This is a genomic window from Methylobacterium ajmalii (assembly GCF_036448855.1).
GTDB lineage: Bacteria > Pseudomonadota > Alphaproteobacteria > Rhizobiales > Beijerinckiaceae > Methylobacterium > Methylobacterium ajmalii.
In genome coordinates, this window is sequence record NZ_JAZFXT010000068.1 from 215,426 (window position 1) to 232,663 (window position 17,238).

General features: G+C 71.8%; 17 protein-coding genes. 3 read left to right on the forward strand and 14 right to left on the reverse strand.

The window, feature by feature from the left end:
• Positions 1 to 78: 78 nt before the first annotated feature.
• The 6 genes from sucD to V3T34_RS28460 all read right to left on the reverse strand — a co-directional run bounded on the left by sucD (position 79) and on the right by V3T34_RS28460 (position 6,236).
• Entirely contained in the window at positions 79 to 978 is a 900-nt protein-coding gene (gene sucD / locus V3T34_RS28435) for a succinate--CoA ligase subunit alpha (protein ID WP_060847958.1), read from the reverse strand.
• 14 nt (positions 979 to 992) lie between these two features.
• Positions 993 to 2,162, reverse strand: coding sequence for a malate--CoA ligase subunit beta (locus tag V3T34_RS28440; protein WP_060847959.1), 1,170 nt, complete (start codon positions 2,160 to 2,162; stop codon positions 993 to 995).
• A gap of 196 nt (positions 2,163 to 2,358) precedes the next feature.
• Positions 2,359 to 2,997 (reverse strand): methenyltetrahydrofolate cyclohydrolase, encoded by a 639-nt coding sequence (gene fchA, locus V3T34_RS28445; RefSeq protein WP_060847960.1) that lies wholly within the window; start codon positions 2,995 to 2,997, stop codon positions 2,359 to 2,361.
• Positions 2,997 to 3,857 (reverse strand): NADP-dependent methylenetetrahydromethanopterin/methylenetetrahydrofolate dehydrogenase, encoded by an 861-nt coding sequence (locus V3T34_RS28450; RefSeq protein ID WP_091883865.1) that lies wholly within the window; start codon positions 3,855 to 3,857, stop codon positions 2,997 to 2,999. Before V3T34_RS28450 ends, fchA begins: the two co-directional genes overlap by 1 nt.
• 80 nt (positions 3,858 to 3,937) lie before the next feature.
• A complete protein-coding gene (locus V3T34_RS28455; RefSeq protein WP_305079468.1) occupies positions 3,938 to 4,876 on the reverse strand; it encodes a D-2-hydroxyacid dehydrogenase in 939 nt (312 codons plus the stop codon).
• A 169-nt stretch (positions 4,877 to 5,045) separates the two neighbouring features.
• Positions 5,046 to 6,236 (reverse strand): aminotransferase class V-fold PLP-dependent enzyme, encoded by a 1,191-nt coding sequence (locus V3T34_RS28460; protein ID WP_060847963.1) that lies wholly within the window; start codon positions 6,234 to 6,236, stop codon positions 5,046 to 5,048.
• A 489-nt stretch (positions 6,237 to 6,725) separates the two neighbouring features.
• On the opposite strand from V3T34_RS28460, the gene V3T34_RS28465 reads away from it, so the two are divergent.
• Positions 6,726 to 7,013 (forward strand): hypothetical protein, encoded by a 288-nt coding sequence (locus tag V3T34_RS28465; RefSeq protein ID WP_060847964.1) that lies wholly within the window; start codon positions 6,726 to 6,728, stop codon positions 7,011 to 7,013.
• A 92-nt stretch (positions 7,014 to 7,105) separates the two neighbouring features.
• Positions 7,106 to 7,411, forward strand: coding sequence for a hypothetical protein (locus V3T34_RS28470; protein ID WP_305079467.1), 306 nt, complete (start codon positions 7,106 to 7,108; stop codon positions 7,409 to 7,411).
• Between the two features lie 71 nt (positions 7,412 to 7,482).
• Here V3T34_RS28470 and V3T34_RS28475 read toward each other — a convergent pair whose 3' ends face one another.
• The 6 genes from V3T34_RS28475 to V3T34_RS28500 all read right to left on the reverse strand — a co-directional run bounded on the left by V3T34_RS28475 (position 7,483) and on the right by V3T34_RS28500 (position 13,688).
• Positions 7,483 to 8,274: an ATP12 family chaperone protein gene (locus V3T34_RS28475; protein WP_305079466.1), complete on the reverse strand. Its 792-nt coding sequence runs from the start codon at positions 8,272 to 8,274 to the stop codon at positions 7,483 to 7,485.
• A gap of 43 nt (positions 8,275 to 8,317) precedes the next feature.
• Positions 8,318 to 8,980 carry an HAD-IA family hydrolase gene (locus V3T34_RS28480; protein ID WP_305079465.1) on the reverse strand — a complete coding sequence of 221 codons (663 nt, stop codon included), beginning with the start codon at positions 8,978 to 8,980 and terminating at the stop codon, positions 8,318 to 8,320.
• Between the two features lie 89 nt (positions 8,981 to 9,069).
• Positions 9,070 to 9,486, reverse strand: coding sequence for a hypothetical protein (locus tag V3T34_RS28485; protein WP_305079464.1), 417 nt, complete (start codon positions 9,484 to 9,486; stop codon positions 9,070 to 9,072).
• 273 nt (positions 9,487 to 9,759) lie between these two features.
• Entirely contained in the window at positions 9,760 to 11,310 is a 1,551-nt protein-coding gene (locus V3T34_RS28490; protein ID WP_305079463.1) for an RluA family pseudouridine synthase, read from the reverse strand.
• Between the two features lie 122 nt (positions 11,311 to 11,432).
• Positions 11,433 to 12,263: a ParA family protein gene (locus V3T34_RS28495; protein ID WP_091747593.1), complete on the reverse strand. Its 831-nt coding sequence runs from the start codon at positions 12,261 to 12,263 to the stop codon at positions 11,433 to 11,435.
• Positions 12,264 to 12,374: 111 nt separating this feature from the next.
• The gene (locus V3T34_RS28500; protein ID WP_091883878.1) at positions 12,375 to 13,688 is read right to left on the reverse strand and encodes a replication-associated recombination protein A; all 1,314 of its coding nucleotides are present in this window, start codon (positions 13,686 to 13,688) and stop codon (positions 12,375 to 12,377) included.
• Between the two features lie 167 nt (positions 13,689 to 13,855).
• Here V3T34_RS28500 and V3T34_RS28505 point away from each other — a divergent pair, with 167 nt between their 5' ends.
• On the forward strand, positions 13,856 to 14,905 hold the full coding sequence (locus V3T34_RS28505; RefSeq protein ID WP_060847971.1) for a hypothetical protein: 1,050 nt from the start codon (positions 13,856 to 13,858) through the stop codon (positions 14,903 to 14,905).
• Positions 14,906 to 15,016: 111 nt separating this feature from the next.
• Here the strand turns inward: V3T34_RS28505 and V3T34_RS28510 are convergent, their stop codons facing one another.
• Together V3T34_RS28510 and dnaJ are read right to left on the reverse strand one after the other, a co-directional pair.
• Positions 15,017 to 15,658 (reverse strand): class I SAM-dependent methyltransferase, encoded by a 642-nt coding sequence (locus V3T34_RS28510; RefSeq protein WP_407942793.1) that lies wholly within the window; start codon positions 15,656 to 15,658, stop codon positions 15,017 to 15,019.
• Between the two features lie 163 nt (positions 15,659 to 15,821).
• On the reverse strand, positions 15,822 to 17,000 hold the full coding sequence (dnaJ, locus tag V3T34_RS28515) for a molecular chaperone DnaJ (protein WP_060847973.1): 1,179 nt from the start codon (positions 16,998 to 17,000) through the stop codon (positions 15,822 to 15,824).
• Between the last annotated feature and the right edge of the window lie 238 nt (positions 17,001 to 17,238).

Consider the following 17,238-nt stretch of genomic DNA (forward strand, 5'->3'; position numbering starts at 1 on the left):
CCACCCCCGCCTCCGGCTCCTCCCCACAAGCTTGAGCGGTCTCGGGCAAGCCCGAGATCGCCGGGGGAGGAGAGAGCGTCACGCGGCCTTGCGCCGGGTCGCCATCACCTCGGCCATGGTCGTCCCGAAGGCACCCGGGCTCGGGGCGACGGTGAGGCCGTAGGAGCGCATGATCTCGGCCTTTTCCCCGGCGCTGTCGCCGGCCGCCGAGATGATCGCGCCGGCATGCCCCATCTTGCGGCCCTTGGGCGCCGTGAGCCCGGCGACGAAGCCGACGACGGGCTTCGACATGTTCTTCTGGATCCAGGCCGCGGCCTCTGCCTCCTGCGGGCCGCCGATCTCGCCGATCATCAGCACGGCCTCGGTGTCGGGATCCTCCTCGAACAGCGCCAGGTGGTCGAGGAAGGACGAGCCGTTAATCGGGTCGCCGCCGATGCCGACCGAGGTCGAGATGCCCAGTCCCACCGCCTTCATCTGCGCGGCGGCCTCGTAGCCGAGCGTGCCGGAGCGCGAGATCACCCCGATGTTGCCCTTGAGGTAGATGTGGCCGGGCATGATGCCGAGCATCGACTTGCCGGGCGAGATGATGCCGGCGCAGTTCGGGCCGACCACCATCGGGCGGCGCTCCTTGGGGTAGCGGCGCAGGTAGCGCTTCACCCGCATCATGTCCTGGGCCGGGATGCCGTCGGTGATCGAGCAGATCAGCCGGATGCCGGCATCCGCCGCCTCCATGATGGCGTCCGCCGCGAAGGGCGGGGCCACGAAGGTGATGCTGGCCTCGGCGCCGGTCTCGCGCACCGCCTGGCGCACCGTGTCGAAGACCGGCACGCCGTGCTCGCTGCGCCCGCCCTTGCCCGGGGTGACGCCGGCCACGACCCGGGAGCCGTACTCGACCATCTCGCGGGCGTGGAAGCTGCCCTTGTCGCCGGTGATGCCCTGGACCAGGATCGGGGTCTTCTCGTCGATCAGGATGCTCATCGGGAAAATCCTCCTCAGTGCGCCGCGCGGACGGCGGCGACGGCCTTCTCGGCGGCCTCGGTCAGGGTGTCGGCGGTGATGAGGTCGAGCCCGCTCTTCTCCAGGATCGCCTTGCCGGCCTCGACGTTCGTGCCGGCGAGCCGCACCACCAGCGGCACCCCGATCTTCACCTCGCGGGCCGCCTGGACCACGCCCTCGGCGATCCAGTCGCAGCGGTTGATGCCCGCGAAGATGTTGACCAGGATCGCCCGGACGTTCTGGTCGGACAGGACGAGGCGGAAGGCGGTCGCGACGCGCTGGGGCGAGGCGCCGCCGCCGACGTCGAGGAAGTTCGCCGGCTCGCCGCCGGCGTGCTTGATCATGTCCATGGTCGCCATGGCGAGGCCGGCGCCGTTGACGATGCAGCCGATCTCGCCGTCGAGGCCGATATAGCTCAGGTTGTGCTCGGCGGCCTGGGCCTCGCGCGGGTCGCTCTGCGACGGGTCGTGCATGTCCGCGATGGCGCGGCGGCGGAACATCGCGTTGTCGTCGAACGACATCTTGGCGTCGAGCGCCAGGACCCGGTCGTCCCGGGTGACGACGAGCGGGTTGACCTCTAGCATCGTGGCGTCGCAATCGCGGAACGCCCGGTAGGCGCTCATGATCGTCTTCACGGCGGCGCCGACCTGCTTGATGTTCAGGCCGAGCTGGAAGGCGAGCTCGCGCGCCTCGAAGGCCTGGAGGCCGACCGCGGGCTCGACCACCACCTGGAGCAGCGCGTCGGGATCGGTCGCGGCGATCTCCTCGATGTCCATGCCGCCGGACTTCGAGGCCACGACCCGCACCCGCTCGACCTTCCGGTCGAGCACGATGCCGAGATACAGCTCGCGCTCGAAGGCGTCGGCGCACTCGATGTAGACCCGCTGCACCGGCTTGCCCTCGGGACCGGTCTGGTGGGTGACGAGGCGCCGCCCGAGCAGGTCGTTGGCGGCCTCGCGGACCTCGTGGGTCGAGCGGCACAGCCGGATGCCGCCGGCCTTGCCGCGGGCGCCGGCATGGATCTGCGCCTTCACCGCCCAGTGCCCGCCGCCCATCTCGGTCGCGGCGTAGACCGCCTGGTCGGGGCTGAAGGCCACCGCGCCCTTCGGGATCGGCACCCCGAAGCTCGCGAGCAGCTCCTTGGCCTGGTACTCGTGCACGTCCATGGCGTCCTCCTTGGGTTCTGGGCAAAGGCTCCCCGTCCCGGGCGCGAGGGGGGTCCTCGCGCCCGGCTCGACAGCCCGGTGCGTTGCTTCGGTTCGTCTTGCCCGGCGGTTCGCCGGTCTTCGATCATCTTGCCAGGCGCAAGGCCGGTCCTGGATCGTCTCGGCCGGCCCGGCTTCGCGCCGGGCCGGGTTCGGCTCAGGTCAGCTTGGCCTTCACCAGGCCGTAGACCCGCTCGGTGAGGGCGTCGGCGCCGTCGAGGGCCCGGGCCAGATCGGCGAGGCGCCCCTCCGCGAAGGTGCGGTCCTCGATCGCCTTGGCGTTGACGTAGACGTTGAGGGCGGCGCTGCGCAGGCCGGCCTGGGCGGCCAGCACCGCGACGCCCGCATCGCTGACCACGTTGAGGTTGCCGCGCTCGGCGACGCCCTCGCAGAGGTCGATCACCGCCCGGCAGGTCCGGGCGCAGGCCAGCGGCACGTCGGTGGCGAGCCGCAGGGCATCCTGGATCGCGGCGGCCCGGGCCGCCTTGTCCTCGTCGGTCGCCTTCGGCAGGCCGTAGGCGCCCATGACCGCGTTGAAGGCGCTCACGTCCTCGGCGATCATGCCGGTGAGCTGGGCCCGCAGGGCTTCCGCCCGGTCGCGGGTCGCGATCATCTCGGCCTCGACCTCGGCGTACTTCTTCTTGCCGATGGTGAGGTTGCAGACCATCGAGACCAGCGCCGCCCCCATGGCGCCGGAGATCGCCGCCGCGCCGCCGCCGCCCGGCGTCGGCCGCTCGCTCGCCAGCCCGTCGAGGAAGCCGCGGATCGTATCCTCGGAAGCGGGTGCGTCCGTCATCACGCCATCTCTTTCGCGAGCGCGTAGATCTCTTCCGCGTCGAGGACGAGCTCGGCGCTCTCGAACAGCCGGGCGATGCAGGCCCGGTGCAGCTTGAGCTTCAGGCCGCCGATGCCGAGCGCCCCGAACACCACCTTGCCGTGGCGCTCCTTGCCCTTGTCGGTCGCCTCGATGCCGGCAAAGCCGAGCGGCGGCTGGGCGTTGTAGTCGGCGATGAAGCCGAGGCCCCTCGCCTCGCTCCACTGCGCCTCGGAGGCGAGCTCGAGGCCGATCGCGCCGGCCGCGAAGGCCACGTCGGTCTCGGCGAGCGCCGCGCCGCGGGAGTCCGCGTCGGGCGTCTCGATCGCCTTGATCTCGACCTTGAAGCGGGTCTCGATGGCTTTGGCGGCTTCCTGCGCCTTGGCGAGCTGGCGCCCGGCCAGCGTCACGCTCGCGCCCTCCTTGGCGAGCAGCGCCGCCGAGCGCATCCCGACCGGGCCGGTGCCGGCAAGCACCAGGGCGCGCTTGCCCTGGAGCGAGCCCGCCGCCTTGGCGACCAGCGCCACGCCGGCGGCCGCCGTGGTGTTCGAACCGTTCGAGTCGAGCATGCAGGAGACGCGGAACGGGCCGAAGAAGCGCTTGCGCACCGCCTTGAACACCGCCTCGCCGGCCGCCATGCTGCCGCCGCCGACGAAGATCGCGGTCGACTTCTTCTCCGCGCCGCCGCGGGTGTAGATCGTGCCGTCGACCAGCGCCCCGACGGTGTCGGGGGTCACGTTCGGGTAGCCGGTGATGATGTCGGCGCCGCCGTCATAGCCCACCACCACGTCGAACACGCTGGGCATCGGGTCGGTATCGAACTGGAACAGGAGCTTCTTCATCGTCGTCCTTTCCGCCGCGGGTGCCCGAGGGCCGCGCGGGGGGGTTGCGCAGGAAGTGCGGGTTAGCGCTCGCGCCCGCCCTACTCCACCACGTTCTGCGGCCGGCCGGCCACGAAGGCCTCGATGTTGTCGACGAGCTGGTCGGCGAGGATCTGCATCGCCTGCTGGCTCGCCCAGGCGACGTGCGGGGTGATGATGAGGTTCGGGACGTCGAGGGCGAGCAGCGGGTTGTCGTCCCGCGGCGGCTCGCTCGTCAGCACGTCGAACCCGGCGCCGCCGATCGTGCCGGCGGTGAGGGCCTCGGCGAGCGCCGCCTCGTCGACGAGGCCGCCGCGGGCGGTGTTGATCAGGATCGCGTCGCGCTTCATCCGCGCCAGCTCGTCCCGCCCGATCATGTTGCGGGTCTCGGGCGTCAGCGGGGCGTGGAGCGTGATCACGTCGCTCTCGCGCAGGATCGTGTCGAGGTCGACGAGGCCGTCCTGGGGCATCACGTCGTAGGCGATCACCCGCATGCCGAGGGCCTCGGCCCGCTTGCCGATCGACTTGCCGAGCGCCCCGTAGCCGACGATGCCGAGCGTCGAGCCCGCGACGTCGCGGATCGGGTAGTCGAAGTAGCAGAAGTGGCGCGCCTTGCCCCAGTCGCCCCGCCGCACCGAGTTGGCGTAGGGCACGATCGCGCGGCGCAGCGCGAAGATCAGCCCGATGACGTGCTCGGGCACGGTGTTGAAGGCGTAGTTGCGGATGTTGACGACCGTGATGCCCTGCGCCTTGGCGGCGGCCTTGTCGATCACGTCGGTCCCGGTGGCTGCGACCGCGATCAGCTTCAGGTCCGGCAGCTGGCGCAGGGTCGCCTCGCGCATCGGCACCTTGTTGAGGATGGCGATCTGGGCGCCCGCCAGCCGCTCGACGATCTCGCCGGGCGCGGTCACCGGGTACTCGGCGTAGTCGTGCGGGAAGTTCGGGTGCCGCAACTCGGCGTCGAGGGTCTCGCGGTCGAGGAAGACGATACGGTGGGACATTCGGGTCTCCGGTCGCTCTTGTACCCCTCCCTTGGGGCACGGCGCGGCACAATGGCACGACGGGCGCGGCCTGGCAGCCGGTCGGGGCGGGACGCTCCGGGGTTTCCCCCGTCCGCCCCGCAACCCCTCACGAGGCGCGCGTCCGCCGCACGGCCGGATTGTCGCGCCGTCAGCGCGCCTCCTGGCTCCCGCGGAGCGACTTCTGGGCCGCCGCGACGCCGCTGCCCGGCTCGATCCGGATGCCCGCGTCCAGCATCGCCATCTCGACGCCGGCGAGCGCGCCCAGCAGCATCAGCTCGTTGAGGTCGCCGATATGGCCGATGCGGAAGAGCTTGCCCGCCACCTGGGACAGGCCGGCGCCGAGGGCCAGGTTGTAGCGCTTGTAGGCGATGTCGATCACCTCGGCGCCGTTGACGCCGTCGGGCACCATCACGGCGCTCACCGTGTCGGAGTACCACTTCTCTTCCTTGGCGCAGAGCGTCAGGCCCCAGGCCTCGACGGCGGCGCGGGTGCTGTCGGCCAGCCGCCGGTGGCGGGCGAAGACGTTCTCCAGTCCCTCGTCCTCGACGCAGCGCAGCGCCTCGCGCAGGCCGTAGAGCATCGGCAGGGCCGGCGTGTAGGGGAAGTAGCCGGTGGCGTTGGCCTTCGCCTGGTCGCCGAAATCGAAGAACACGCGCCGGCACTCGGCGGTCTTCGAGGCCTCGAGCGCCCGCTTGCTGGCGCAGACGATGCCGAGGCCGGCCGGCAGCATCAGGCCCTTCTGCGAGCCGGTGATGGCGCAGTCGACCCGCCATTCCTCGGCCCGGAAGTCGATGCTGCCGATCGCCGAGACGCCGTCGACGAACAGCATCGCCGGGTGGCCCGCCGCGTCGATCGCCTTGCGCACCGCGCCGATGTCGGAGGTGACGCCGGTGGTGGTCTCGTTGTGGACGACCAGGACCGCCTTGATCCGGTGCTCGCGGTCGGCCCGCAGGGCCTCCTCGATCCGGTCCGGGTCGGCGCCCTTGCCCCACTCCTCCTCCTGGACCTCGACGTCGAGGCCGACCCGGCGGGCGAGGTCGATCCACAGCGTGCTGAACTGGCCGTAGCGCGGCGCCAGCACCCGGTCGCCCGGGGAGAGGGTGTTGGTGAGCGCCGCCTCCCAGGCGCCGGTGCCGGTGGCCGGGAAGAGGAAGATCTGGCCCTCGCGGGACTTGAAGATCTTCTTCGTCTCCTCGAACAGCGGCAGGGTCAGCTCGGGGAAGGCCGACGAGCGGTGGTCCTCGGACGGCACGATCATCGCGCGCTGCACGCGGTCGGGAATGTTGGTCGGCCCCGGAACGAAGAGGAAGTTGCGCCCCGGGCGTCTCGATCCAGCCATGTGTCTCCTCCAGCCCTGCGGGCTTCGGGCCGGGACCCTGCGTCCGGCCTCGTGAACTCGGTTCCCGCGCCACGGCCGCCGGGGGGCGGCGGGCGCGATGATTGGACGACCGGATCCCGGAGAGAGGGCGGCGCGCCGCCGACCGGCCCGGATCGCCGTGTCGAGGGCGACTATGGGGATGCCCCCGCCGCAAGGAAAACTGAAAAAACTTGAGCGGGTATTCAAAATTTTGAAAAGACCAAGGAGATCCGTCGAGCCTTTGGCCTAAAGTGGTAATCAGGCTCGACTTGGTGCGCCGCAGCATTTCAGGTGCCGAGCCGTCTCCACAGTATCTCCGGATCGGTGGCTGGCACTTATCGTATGTCATCGCGGTTTCTCGACGAGACAGCTACGAAGATCCCCGAGACGCGATGGATCGGGAGCCGGGGAGCGCCGATGACCACGAGATGGAGACGCAGCGACGTTTCCCTGGCCGGACCTCGCTGTGCGGTGCCGCGCCGGTCGCAGCGCCGGCCGACCTACAACCTGTTTCGCCGCCGCGCGGAGCCGGACCTGATCTGCGCGGTGCCCAACGACTTTCCGGTGCCGGCCTTCCTCGCCGGCAGCGCCTGGACCTATGCCGGCAGCCTCGCCGCCGCTTCTGCGGGCCCTCCCGGCTTCCGCGCCGAGATCGCCGAGCACGGCGCCGAGACCTGCGGATTTCACCTGTTCCACCAGCTCCCGGCGGGCGCCGCGCCGGCTGCGCCGAAGCGAGGCGTCATCGCGCGCGTTTCCTGAGAACCGCCGGCGGTCTCGCGCATTATCTCCGCAAGATACACCTTGGCGGATCTGCCGAGTCGCATGATCTGGCAAGCACAGGAGACGCGAAGATGATCCTCAAGACCGTCGTCGCCGCCGGCCTCGTCATGGCCGGCGCCCTCTCGGCCGGCACCCTGGCCGCCCGTGCCGAAGGCACCACGCTGGACCAGGCCGGCATCCCGGCCCTCGACGTGCCGGGCTTCTCCGCGAGCGTGCCCGCGGGCATGCCGCTCTTCGCCGCCCTGCCCAGCATGGCGCCCGGCGCCGAGGTGAACGTACGCGGCATCGACACGAGCGGCCTCGTCGTCTTCACCCCGTCGGTGCCGCAGGCGATGGATCCGAACGCCGACATCGCCACCGGCTCGCTGCGGAAGTAACCGGACCGGGACCGGGGCCTCGGCCCCGGTCCGTCCTTCTTGGGGCGCCCGGATCCCGGGCGCACCGGACCTTACGCGCTCAAGGCCGCGACCCTTGCCGCCGCCTCGAACTCGCTCCACCGCTTGTCGAGGCGCGCTTCCGCCTCGGCGTCGCGGCCCCAGACCTCGGCCTGGAAGGTTTCGTCGACATGGGCGGCGGCCCAGCCCTCCCGGGGCGTCAGCCGGCCGTGCAGGACGGCGAGCGCGATCAGCACCGAACCGGTCAGGGTCGTCATCGAGTGCAGGCCCGCGAGCGCGGTCGGGCTCTCCACCGCCTCGACGCTGCGGCGCACGGCCTGGAGCGAGGCCTCCGGCTGGGTGACGTGCATCACCCCCTCGCTCAGCACGAAGCGGGCGCCCAGGGTCTCGTGGGCCCAGTCGAGCACCGGGTCCCAGGCGGCGGCCTGCGCGGCGACGAGGCGGGCCGGATCGCCGGCCCGGTAGGCCAGGAGGTCGGTGCCCGCATAGGCCGCGAGGTCGTCGACCACCGCCTCGCGCCGGTCCGCCACTCCGTCGATCGCCGAGTTGACGAGGCGGGTCAGCGGCATCCGGGTCGGGTCGATGACCTCCTCCTGCGCCCCCCATTCCGCGGCCAGGGCCTCGGCGAGCGCCCGCTGCCGCACGGCGATCCGGCGTCGGGTCGGGCTGTGGGCCGGACGGCCGTCGAGGACGAGGCGGAAGCCGTCCTCGGCCTCGACGATTCCCGCCTCCTTGTAGAATCGCTTCGGCAGGGCGGGTTTCGCCCCTTGGCGGGCGGCGCGCACCGGATCGGCGGTGCCGTCCGGGTCGCCGAGCCAGTCGCGGGTCACGTCGTCGTTCGTCATGCGTGCAGAGATAGGGCCTGTCGGGGGCGGTTGCGAGCCGGCCTCACCCGGCGGCGATGTGCCGGCGCAGGGCGTCGTCGAGGTCCGCGAAGCTGTCGACCACTGCGTCGGCCCCGGCCTCGTGCAGCGCTTCGGGCAAGTGGTAGCCCCAGCTCACCCCGAGGGCGGTGACGCCGGCGGCCCGGGCCATCGCCATGTCGTAGCTCGTATCGCCGATCATCACCGTGCGGGACGGCTCGGCCCCGGCCTCCGCCATCGCCTGGTGGAGCATGGCCGGATGGGGCTTCGAGGGAGCGTCGTCTGCGGTCTGGACGGTGGAGAACCAGCCCTCCCAGCCGTGCACCGCCACGAGGTGGTCGACGCCGCGGCGCGACTTGCCGGTGGCGATGCCGAGCTGCACCGCGGCCTCGCGGTTCAGACGCGCCAGCAGGTCGGCGGCGCCGGGAAACAGCGCCTCGCGGATCTCCGCCATGGCACGCAGGCGGCCGAAGCTCTGCTTGTAGGCCTCGGACAACGCCTCGACCGGCCCGTCGGCGCCGACGAGGGCGGTGAAGGCCTGCGGCAGCGACAGCCCGACCACGGAGAGCGACCGCGCCCGGCTCGGCGCCGGCAGCCCGACCGCCGCGAAGGCCTCGGCTTGCGCCGCCACGATCATGTGCTGGCTGTCGACCAGGGTGCCGTCGACGTCGAAGACGATCAGGGTCATGGCTGCGGGGTTGTGGCTGCGCGATCATGGCTGGGGCCGCCTCGTCCGGCCGGGACCGGCACTCTGCCCGGGCCCTGCGGACGGGCGCCTCAGGGACGGGTGCGGGCCGGCTGGCCCGGCTGGATCCGCTCATAGCCCAGGCGGCAGCGGATGAGGAAGCGGCGCCGTGCGCCGCCCTTCAGGCTGCGGCGCTGCGAGGCGCGGTTGCAGGCAGCATAGGTCGGGCGCCGCCGCCGGGGCGCCGCGGCGCGCTCCTGCGTCGCCGGCCGGGCCGCTGTCGCGTCCGCCGGGGCGGCGCGCCCGTCTTGTCGTCCCTCTTGCCGTCCCTCTTGCCGCCCGTCCTGGCGTCCTTCCTGCCGCGTCGCCGGAGGCTTGCCGTCCGGGCGGGGGGCGGGGGTGGCCGGTGTGGTAGCCGGAGCCGTCGCCGCGGGCGCGGCGGGCGCGGTCTGGCCCAGCGCCGTACCAGTGCAGGCGAGGAGGCCGACCAGGCCGAGACCGGCGAGCACGGCGCGTCCAAGGCCGGCAGGATGCCGGCGGGGAGGATTCTGAGGGTGAGGATTCTGAGGGTTAGGATTCTTGCGGGCGGGTCTCATGCGACTGGTCTCACTCCGGACGGGCCGCGGGCCCCGCTGGTGCCGTGTTCGCGACGCCATCGAGAATAAGGCGCACGGGCCGCCTGCCAAGGCCTCCCGAACCGGTACCTGCCCGTGCGGAGCCCCGCTCTCGCGCAGGTCTTCCTCTCGGGCGGGCTCCCCGCCGAGGCGGGGAGCCCGGATGCGTCAGGCTTCCGGCGCCTCGACGATCGGGTCGTAGCGCGAGGCGTCGAAGCCCAGCAGGTTCCAGCTCTGCACCATGTGGGGCGGCAGCGGCGCGGTCACGTCGACCGGCTTGGCGGTGCGCGGATGCGGGATCACGATGCGCCGGGCGAGCAGGTGCAGCCGGTTCTGGATGCCGCCGGGCAGCTCCCAGTTCTCGATGTCGAAGTATTTCGGGTCGCCGACCAGCGGATGGCCGATATGGGCGGCATGGGCGCGCAGCTGGTGCGTGCGCCCGGTCACCGGCTTCAGCGACAGCCAGGCGAGCTTCTGTCCGGCCTGGTCGACCAGCGCGTAGTAGGTCAGCGCGTGGCTGGCCCCCTCGTCGCCGTGCTTGGCGACCCGCATCCGGGCGTCGGCGTCGCCGATCTCCTCCTTGGCGAGGTAGGTCGAGATCCGGCCCTGGCGCACCTTCGGCACGCCGACCGCGAGCGCCCAGTAGATCTTGCGCGCCGCCCGCGACCGGAAGGTCTTGGCGAGCGTCGCCGCTGCGAGCCGGGTCTTGGCGATGATGAGGCAGCCCGCCGTGTCCTTGTCGAGGCGGTGGACGAGGCGCGGCTTCTGGCCGTCCTTGTCGCGCATCGCCTCCAGGAGCCCGTCGACGTGGCGGGTGGTGCCCGAGCCGCCCTGCACCGCGAGGCCGAAAGGCTTGTTGAGCACCATCATGTCCTGGTCCTCGTAGAGGATCAGGGAGCGCAGGAAGGCGAGGTCGCCCTCCGCCCGCGGCGAGTTCGGGGCCGGCGGGCGGGCCTCCAGGCTCAAGGGTGGCACGCGCACGCTGGCGCCGGGCTCGACCCGGTCGGCGGCCTTGGCGCGCTTGCCGTTCACCCGCAATTCGCCCTTGCGCACCAGGCTCTGGATGCGGGTGAAGGGCAATTGCGGGAAGCGGGCCGAGAGGAAGCGGTCGATCCGCATCCCGGCCTCGTCGGCCGTCACCTCGAGGGTCTGCACGCCGGTCGCCAGCGCCTCGGCGGTCGCCTCGCGCAGGGCCCTCCGGGTCGGCGGCTTCGCGTCGGGAGCGCGGGTCCTGGTTTCCGCAATGGTCTTGGTCCCCGACCGGGCCGTGGCTTGCGCGCGGGTCTCGGCCTCCGGCGCGTCAATCTCCGCGGCCCGGCGGCTGCGCGGCGCGTCGCCGGTCTCCGGACGCTCCTCGCGCCGCGGCCGGCGCGGCGGACGGTCCTCGGACGCGCTTCCGGCCACCCGCTCGGCCGGCGGGCCGGAGCGCGGTCGCTCGGCGCGGGGCTTGGCGGAAGCAGGCCTGGAAGAAGCAGGCTTGGGCAAAGCAGGTCTCGCCGGCGCGCGGGCCGGGGCCTCGTCGCGCTCCCAGGGGGCGGCGTCGGTCCGGTCGCGGCCGAAGGGGGCGCGGTTGGACACGACCAGGCCGGCGGCGCGCTCGGCGGCGTCGCGCGCGGTGTTGCGCGGTCCGGTGCGGGCCCGCGGCGGGCGGCCCGAGGGCGATCCGCCCGGGCCGGTCCGCGACCGCCCGGAACCGCCGCGATGAGGAGGCTTCGTCATGACCGGGCTCGTACCATCGGCGCGCGCATCCGTCACGCCCGGCGAATCACCGTCTCGTCCGGATTTAAAGCCGTGGCCCGGCTCGAACCCTCGCGCCCGGGAGTTCTCACGCCCCGTAATTCTCACGCCCACGAGCAGGCCCGGGAAAACCCCTCGCTGCGGCCGTGGGCCTCGGCGGCGCCGTGGGCGTCCTGCTCGATGCCGAAGCGCTGGATCAGGTCGTCGGCCAGGGCGGCGAAGTCGGCGGCCGCGCGGGCGTTCGGGCGGCAGCGGCGCAGGGGCTGGCGCCGGGCGAAGGCCTCGCTCACCGCCACGTCGGTGCGCACGCCGCGGACCATCTGCCCCGGACCGAAGCCGGTGCGGAGCTGGGCCAGGGTGTCCTTCTCGACGTTGGTGCGCAAATCGATCCGCATCGGCGCGATGGCGAGGCCGAGGGGCGCGGCGCGGAAGCGCAGCATCGTGTCGTGGAACGAGCGGGCGAACTGGCGCACGCCGTCGAGGCCGAGGGGATCGAGGGTGGTCGGCACCACCACGCCGCTGCTCGGCAGCAGCGCGCAGATCATCACCGCCCGGGCGGAGGGCGGCACGTCGATCAGGACGAGGTCGTAATCCGGCAGGAGCGGCGCCAGCGCCGCGTCGAGGCAATGACCGTCGTCGTGGCCCAACTGCCCGTTGAAGCTGCGGTCGGCCGGGATGATGGCCACCCCGTCCTCGTCCGTCGCCTGGACCGCCCCGGAAAAGCCGCCGCCGCGCTGACGCAGCGGCGTGTGGGCGTTCGGCAGGCCGAGCTCGGCCAGCGCCCCGAAGCCGAGGCCGCTGTGACCCTGGGGATCGAGGTCGATCACCAGAACACGATAGCCCCGGCTGCCGAACTCGGCCGCGAGGTTGACAGTGGTCGTCGTCTTGCCGGTGCCGCCCTTGCAGTTGGCGATGGACAGAATGCGTGTGGTCATCACCGCTCCCGACCCGGATGTGACGCGACGTCGATCATCATGGCGAGGAACGACCTGCGGTCAACGGACGCGGGCAGTTTCGCGCGGGATCGTCACCAAACCGTCACACCTCTACTCGCCGCGCGCCCGGGCGGTGCGCGCCTCCTCCCACCAGTCCAGCCGCTCGGCCACCCGGCGCTCGAAGCCGCGATCGGTCGGGGTGTAGAAGCGCTGCCGCCCGAGGCGCTCGGGCCAGTAATCCTGGCCCGAGAAGGCGTCGGGCTCGTCGTGGTCGTAACGGTAGCCCTCGCCGTAGCCGAGCTTGCGCATCATCTTGGTCGGCGCGTTGAGGATGGTGCGGGGCGGCGGCAGCGAGCCGTGCTCCTTGGCGGTGCGGGTGGCGGCCTTGTAGGCGGTGTAGACCGCGTTCGATTTCGGCGCGGTGGCGAGGTAGATCGCGGCCTGCGCCAGGGCCAGTTCCCCTTCCGGCGAGCCCAGGAAGTCGAACGCCTCCTTGGCGGCGTTGGCCACCACCAGGGCCTGCGGGTCGGCGAGCCCGATATCCTCCACCGCCATCCGCACCAGCCGGCGGGCGATGAACAGCCGGTCCTCGCCGGCATCGAGCATCCGGCAGAGGTAGTACAGGGCGGCGTCCGGGTCCGAGCCGCGGATCGTCTTGTGCAGCGCCGAGATCAGGTTGTAGTGGCCCTCCTGCGCCTTGTCGTAGATCGGCGCGCGGCGCTGGATCAGCTCCTGCAGCAGGGCGGCATCCAGGATCTCGTCGGGACCCGCCGAGCGCCAGACCTCCTCGGCGAGCGTCAGCGCCGCCCGCCCGTCGCCGTCGGCCATCCGCACCAGCACCGCGCGGGCCTCAGGCTCGAGCGGCAACGCGCGGCCGGTCACCGCCTCGGCCCGGTCGAGGAGCCGGGCGATCGCCGCCTCGTCGAGGGCGCGGAAGACCAGCACCCGGGCGCGCGACAGGAGCGCGGCGTTCAGCTCGAAGGACGGGTTCTCGGTGGTGGCGCCCACCAGCGTCACGGTGCCGTCCTCGACCACCGGCAGGAAGGCGTCGAGCTGGGCCCGGTTGAAGCGATGGATCTCGTCGACGAACAGCAGGGTGCCGCGCCCCGCCGCCCGCCGGGCGCGGGCCGCCTCGAACACCTTGCGCAGTTCCGCGACGCCGGAGAAGATCGCCGAGATCTGCTCGAAATGCAGGTCGGTCTCGCCGGCCAAGAGCCGCGCCACCGTGGTCTTGCCGGTGCCGGGCGGCCCCCACAGGATCAGCGAGCCGAGGTTGCGGCCGCGCAGGAGCCGGGTCAGCGCCCCCCCCTCCCCGGTCAGGTGCTCCTGCCCGACCACCTCGGCGAGGCCCGTGGGCCGCAAGGTGTCGGCGAGGGGGCGGGGAGCGTCGCGGTCGAGGCCCGCGGAGGCGAACAGGTCGGACATGCCCGCATCAAGACCGGCCGGCCGCGCCGCCGCAAGGGGCCGCGCGGCGCCTCCGGCGCGTCGCCCACCGTCGCGTGGCGGCGGGTCGCCCCGCCGGCCGGGCGGCCCGGCCCGCCTGCGGTCCCCGACTCCCTTGCCGCGCTGCGGTCTTCGGCCTAGCAAGCGGCATGCGATTCAACTTCAACGTCGTCGGCCCGGCGAGCTTCGATCTCTGGATCGCGCCCGACGACATGCGCCGCACCCCCCGCCTGCGCGTGGTCCTCGACCGCACGCGGGAGGCCGTGATCGAGGCCTGGGTCCACTACCCGCAGCTCAAGGATTTCGGCTGGCACGCCCACGGGATCTGCGGCTTCAAGCTCGACGGCGAGAGCTGCCCCGGCCTCGACCAGGCGTCGCAGTTCGACATCTTCGACGGCGACACCAACATCCTGCTCTACCGGCACCGCGCCGGCGCGGCCTACCGCCAGGCCCGCGTGCTGGCCCTCGACTACACGATCGGCCAGGACAACCACGCCCGCGACATGCTCTTCCCGGAATTCGCGTTGTCGTATTTCGGCATCCACGACATGCACTTCGACCTGCTGCGCTGCGTCATCGACATCAAGTACGCCGACTCGATGCTGCTGCAGGGCAGCCTGCTGATGAAGCGCTACGAGGACGTGGTCCAGGCCGGCGACTACGTGAAGACGATCCTGGTGGTCGATCCGTACGTGGAGCTCGCCAAGCGCATCCTGTGGCTGCGCCGCATGGCGGAGATCGGCAAGGACCCGGTCCAGCAATGGCGCGTCGACCACCTCCAGGGCCCCTGCGCCTTCGCGGCCGGCCTCGACCTCGGCAGCGTCTCGGCCCTGCGCAAGGGCTTCGACCGGATCGACATGGAGACCTACAGCTGGCTCGAGAACCCGCTGACCCGCGACCTCTCCTGCACCTTCCCGGGCGAGGCGATGAAGCCGGGGCACTGGACGCTGGCGATCGACACCCTGTCGCGCTTCCACGTCATCGGCCACCAGCACTTCTGGGGCGCCTATACGGCGATGCTCGCCGACGTGCTGAAGCTCGAGGGACCCACCCTGCCGGAGCGCCGGGTGCCCGAGCCGGTGCTCGAGCTGGCCGAGACCCTGAGCCGGGTGAAGAACACGATCGGCCTCGTCGAGATGGACATCAACCTCAGCGACAAAGTCTACACGATCATCGAGGCGCAGTGGGAGAAGCCGTGAGGCGCGGACGGTCGCGCAGGATCGTCGACGTTCGGTCCCGCCGCGACCTCGGCGACGGGGTCGCCGGCTCGATGGCCGGGCGCCGTCGGCCCGGCTCGCGCGGCGACGCCGTCAGGGCCGGCGGTACACCCACACCCGGGCCGGTGGCAGGTTGAGCCAGACCTTGTTGGAGCGGCTCGCCGTGTAGGTGGTGGACTTGGCCGGGATCGGCGGCACCACCGCGTAGGTGAACTGCACGAACGGCGCGTCCGGGTGCATCAGGTCGTGGGCCGCGGTGAGCAGGTCGAGGCGCTGCTCCAGGGGCTTCGTGAAGAGCGGCAGGCTCGAGATCGTGGCGCAGGCCCGCTCCGCCACGACGCCCGCGAGGGTGGCGCGGATGTCGTAGGCGTCGCCCTGCAGCACCGTGGCCTTCGGGAAGCGCCGGCGCAGCAGCTTGCAGAAATCCGGGTTGTACTCGACCAGGACCAGACGCTCCTGGGCGATACCGCGGCGCACGAGCGCGTCGGTCACCGGCCCGGTGCCCGGCCCGAGCTCGATCACCGGGCCGGTCAGGCGCGGATCGACGTAGGACGCCATGGTGCGGGCCAGCATCCGGCCCGACGGCGTCACGGCACCGGTGACCAGGGGCCGCTCGAACCAGGAGCGCAGGAACCGCGCCTCGTCCTCGAGGATGTCGCGCTTCGGCGACCTCGGGTGAGGCATCGAGCCGGAGACCGCGATGGCTTTGGCCCTGGATCGGCGAGGCAAAGGCAAGACCGAAGACCCTTGAACACGCGAAAAGTCGATTGGTGAACGGCTGTCGTTCAAAGGCGCCTCGCCGTCAAGCCTGACACCCCCGCCCGAGCGCCGCGAACCCCGCAATCCCGCTTGCGCGGGTGAACGCGCAACGGTGGCATCGGCTCGCGGCACCCCGGCCTCAGGCGCGGCCGGACCCGCTCAGCCCGTCGAAGAACTCCTTCACCCGCGAGAAGAAGCCGGCACTCTCCGGGTGATTGTCGGCCTGGTTGCCGTGGGTGTCGAATTCCTGCAGCAGCTCGCGCTGGCGCTTGGTGAGGTTCTGCGGCGTCTCGACGAAGACCTGGATGTAGAGGTCGCCGACGTCGCGCGCGCGCAGGACCGGCATGCCCTTGCCCTTGAGGCGGAACTGCTTGTTGGTCTGGGTGCCGGCCGGGACCCGGACCGAGGTGTGCGAGCCGTCGATCACCGGCACGGTGATCTCGCCCGACAAAGCCGCCGTCACCATCGAGATCGGCACGCGGCAGAACAGGTCGGCCCCGTCGCGCTGGAAGAACGGGTGCGGCTTGATCGACAGGAAGATGTAGAGGTCCCCCGCCGGTCCGCCGCGCAGGCCCGATTCGCCCTCGCCGGCCAGGCGAATGCGCAACCCGTCGTCGACGCCCGCCGGCACGTTGATCGACAGCGTGCGCTCGCGGGTGACGCGCCCGGCGCCGGCGCAGGCCGTGCACGGGTCCTCGATGATCTCGCCGCGGCCGTGACAGGCCGGGCAGGTGCGCTCGATGGCGAAGAAGCCTTGCGCCGCCCGCACCCGGCCGTAGCCGGCGCAGGTCGGGCAGGTCTTGGGCTTCGAGCCGGCCTTGGCGCCCGAGCCGGCGCAGACCTCGCAGGTGACCGAGGTCGGCATCTTGATCGTCTCGGTCTTGCCGGTGAAGGCTTCCTCGAGGCTGATCTCCAGGTTGTAGCGCAGGTCGGCGCCGCGCTCGCGGCCGCCGCCCGGCCGCCCGCCCGGCCCGGCGCCCGGGCGTCCGCCCGGCCCGGCCCCGCCGCGGGCGTCGCCGAAGAACGTGTCGAAGATGTCCGACATGAAGTCGCCGAACTCGTTGCCGAATCCGGGGCCGCCCTGGCCGCCCTGCGAGAAGGCGGCGTGGCCGAAACGGTCGTAGGCCGCGCGCTTCTGCCCGTCGGACAGGCACTGGTAGGCCTCGTTGAGCTCCTTGAACTTGAGCTCGGCCTCCTTGTCGCCGGGGTTGCGGTCGGGGTGGTAGACCATCGCCAGCTTGCGGAAGGCCGACTTCATCTCACCGTCGGTCGCGGTGCGGGCGACGCCCAGCACCTCGTAGTAGTCGCGCTTCGACATTCCTGTCCCCGGCCCCGCCGTACCCCGTCGGGCATCGTCCATACACGTCCGGTCCCCGGCACCGTTCGGGCGCCGAGGACCGGGTCGCATCGTCATCACCAGAGCATTTTCCGACGAGATGGATACCGGTTCGTCGTAGAAAATGCGGCAAAATAAAAGAGATAGAGAAGCTTCGCGTTTGCAACGCGATCGTGAAGCGCTCTAGGTTCCTGTGTTGTCGCAGATTTTCGTTGCAAAA

Bases quoted from the DNA above. Each gene is read 5' to 3' on its own strand.
- sucD (WP_060847958.1), bottom strand. From the start codon at position 978: ATGAGCATCCTGATCGACGAGAAGACCCCGATCCTGGTCCAGGGCATC.
- V3T34_RS28440 (WP_060847959.1), bottom strand. From the start codon at position 2,162: ATGGACGTGCACGAGTACCAGGCCAAGGAGCTGCTCGCGAGCTTCGGG.
- fchA (WP_060847960.1), bottom strand. From the start codon at position 2,997: ATGACGGACGCACCCGCTTCCGAGGATACGATCCGCGGCTTCCTCGAC.
- V3T34_RS28450 (WP_091883865.1), bottom strand. From the start codon at position 3,857: ATGAAGAAGCTCCTGTTCCAGTTCGATACCGACCCGATGCCCAGCGTG.
- V3T34_RS28455 (WP_305079468.1), bottom strand. From the start codon at position 4,876: ATGTCCCACCGTATCGTCTTCCTCGACCGCGAGACCCTCGACGCCGAG.
- V3T34_RS28460 (WP_060847963.1), bottom strand. From the start codon at position 6,236: ATGGCTGGATCGAGACGCCCGGGGCGCAACTTCCTCTTCGTTCCGGGG.
- V3T34_RS28470 (WP_305079467.1), top strand. From the start codon at position 7,106: ATGATCCTCAAGACCGTCGTCGCCGCCGGCCTCGTCATGGCCGGCGCC.
- V3T34_RS28475 (WP_305079466.1), bottom strand. From the start codon at position 8,274: ATGACGAACGACGACGTGACCCGCGACTGGCTCGGCGACCCGGACGGC.
- V3T34_RS28480 (WP_305079465.1), bottom strand. From the start codon at position 8,980: ATGACCCTGATCGTCTTCGACGTCGACGGCACCCTGGTCGACAGCCAG.
- V3T34_RS28490 (WP_305079463.1), bottom strand. From the start codon at position 11,310: ATGACGAAGCCTCCTCATCGCGGCGGTTCCGGGCGGTCGCGGACCGGC.
- V3T34_RS28495 (WP_091747593.1), bottom strand. From the start codon at position 12,263: ATGACCACACGCATTCTGTCCATCGCCAACTGCAAGGGCGGCACCGGC.
- V3T34_RS28500 (WP_091883878.1), bottom strand. From the start codon at position 13,688: ATGTCCGACCTGTTCGCCTCCGCGGGCCTCGACCGCGACGCTCCCCGC.
- V3T34_RS28505 (WP_060847971.1), top strand. From the start codon at position 13,856: ATGCGATTCAACTTCAACGTCGTCGGCCCGGCGAGCTTCGATCTCTGG.
- dnaJ (WP_060847973.1), bottom strand. From the start codon at position 17,000: ATGTCGAAGCGCGACTACTACGAGGTGCTGGGCGTCGCCCGCACCGCG.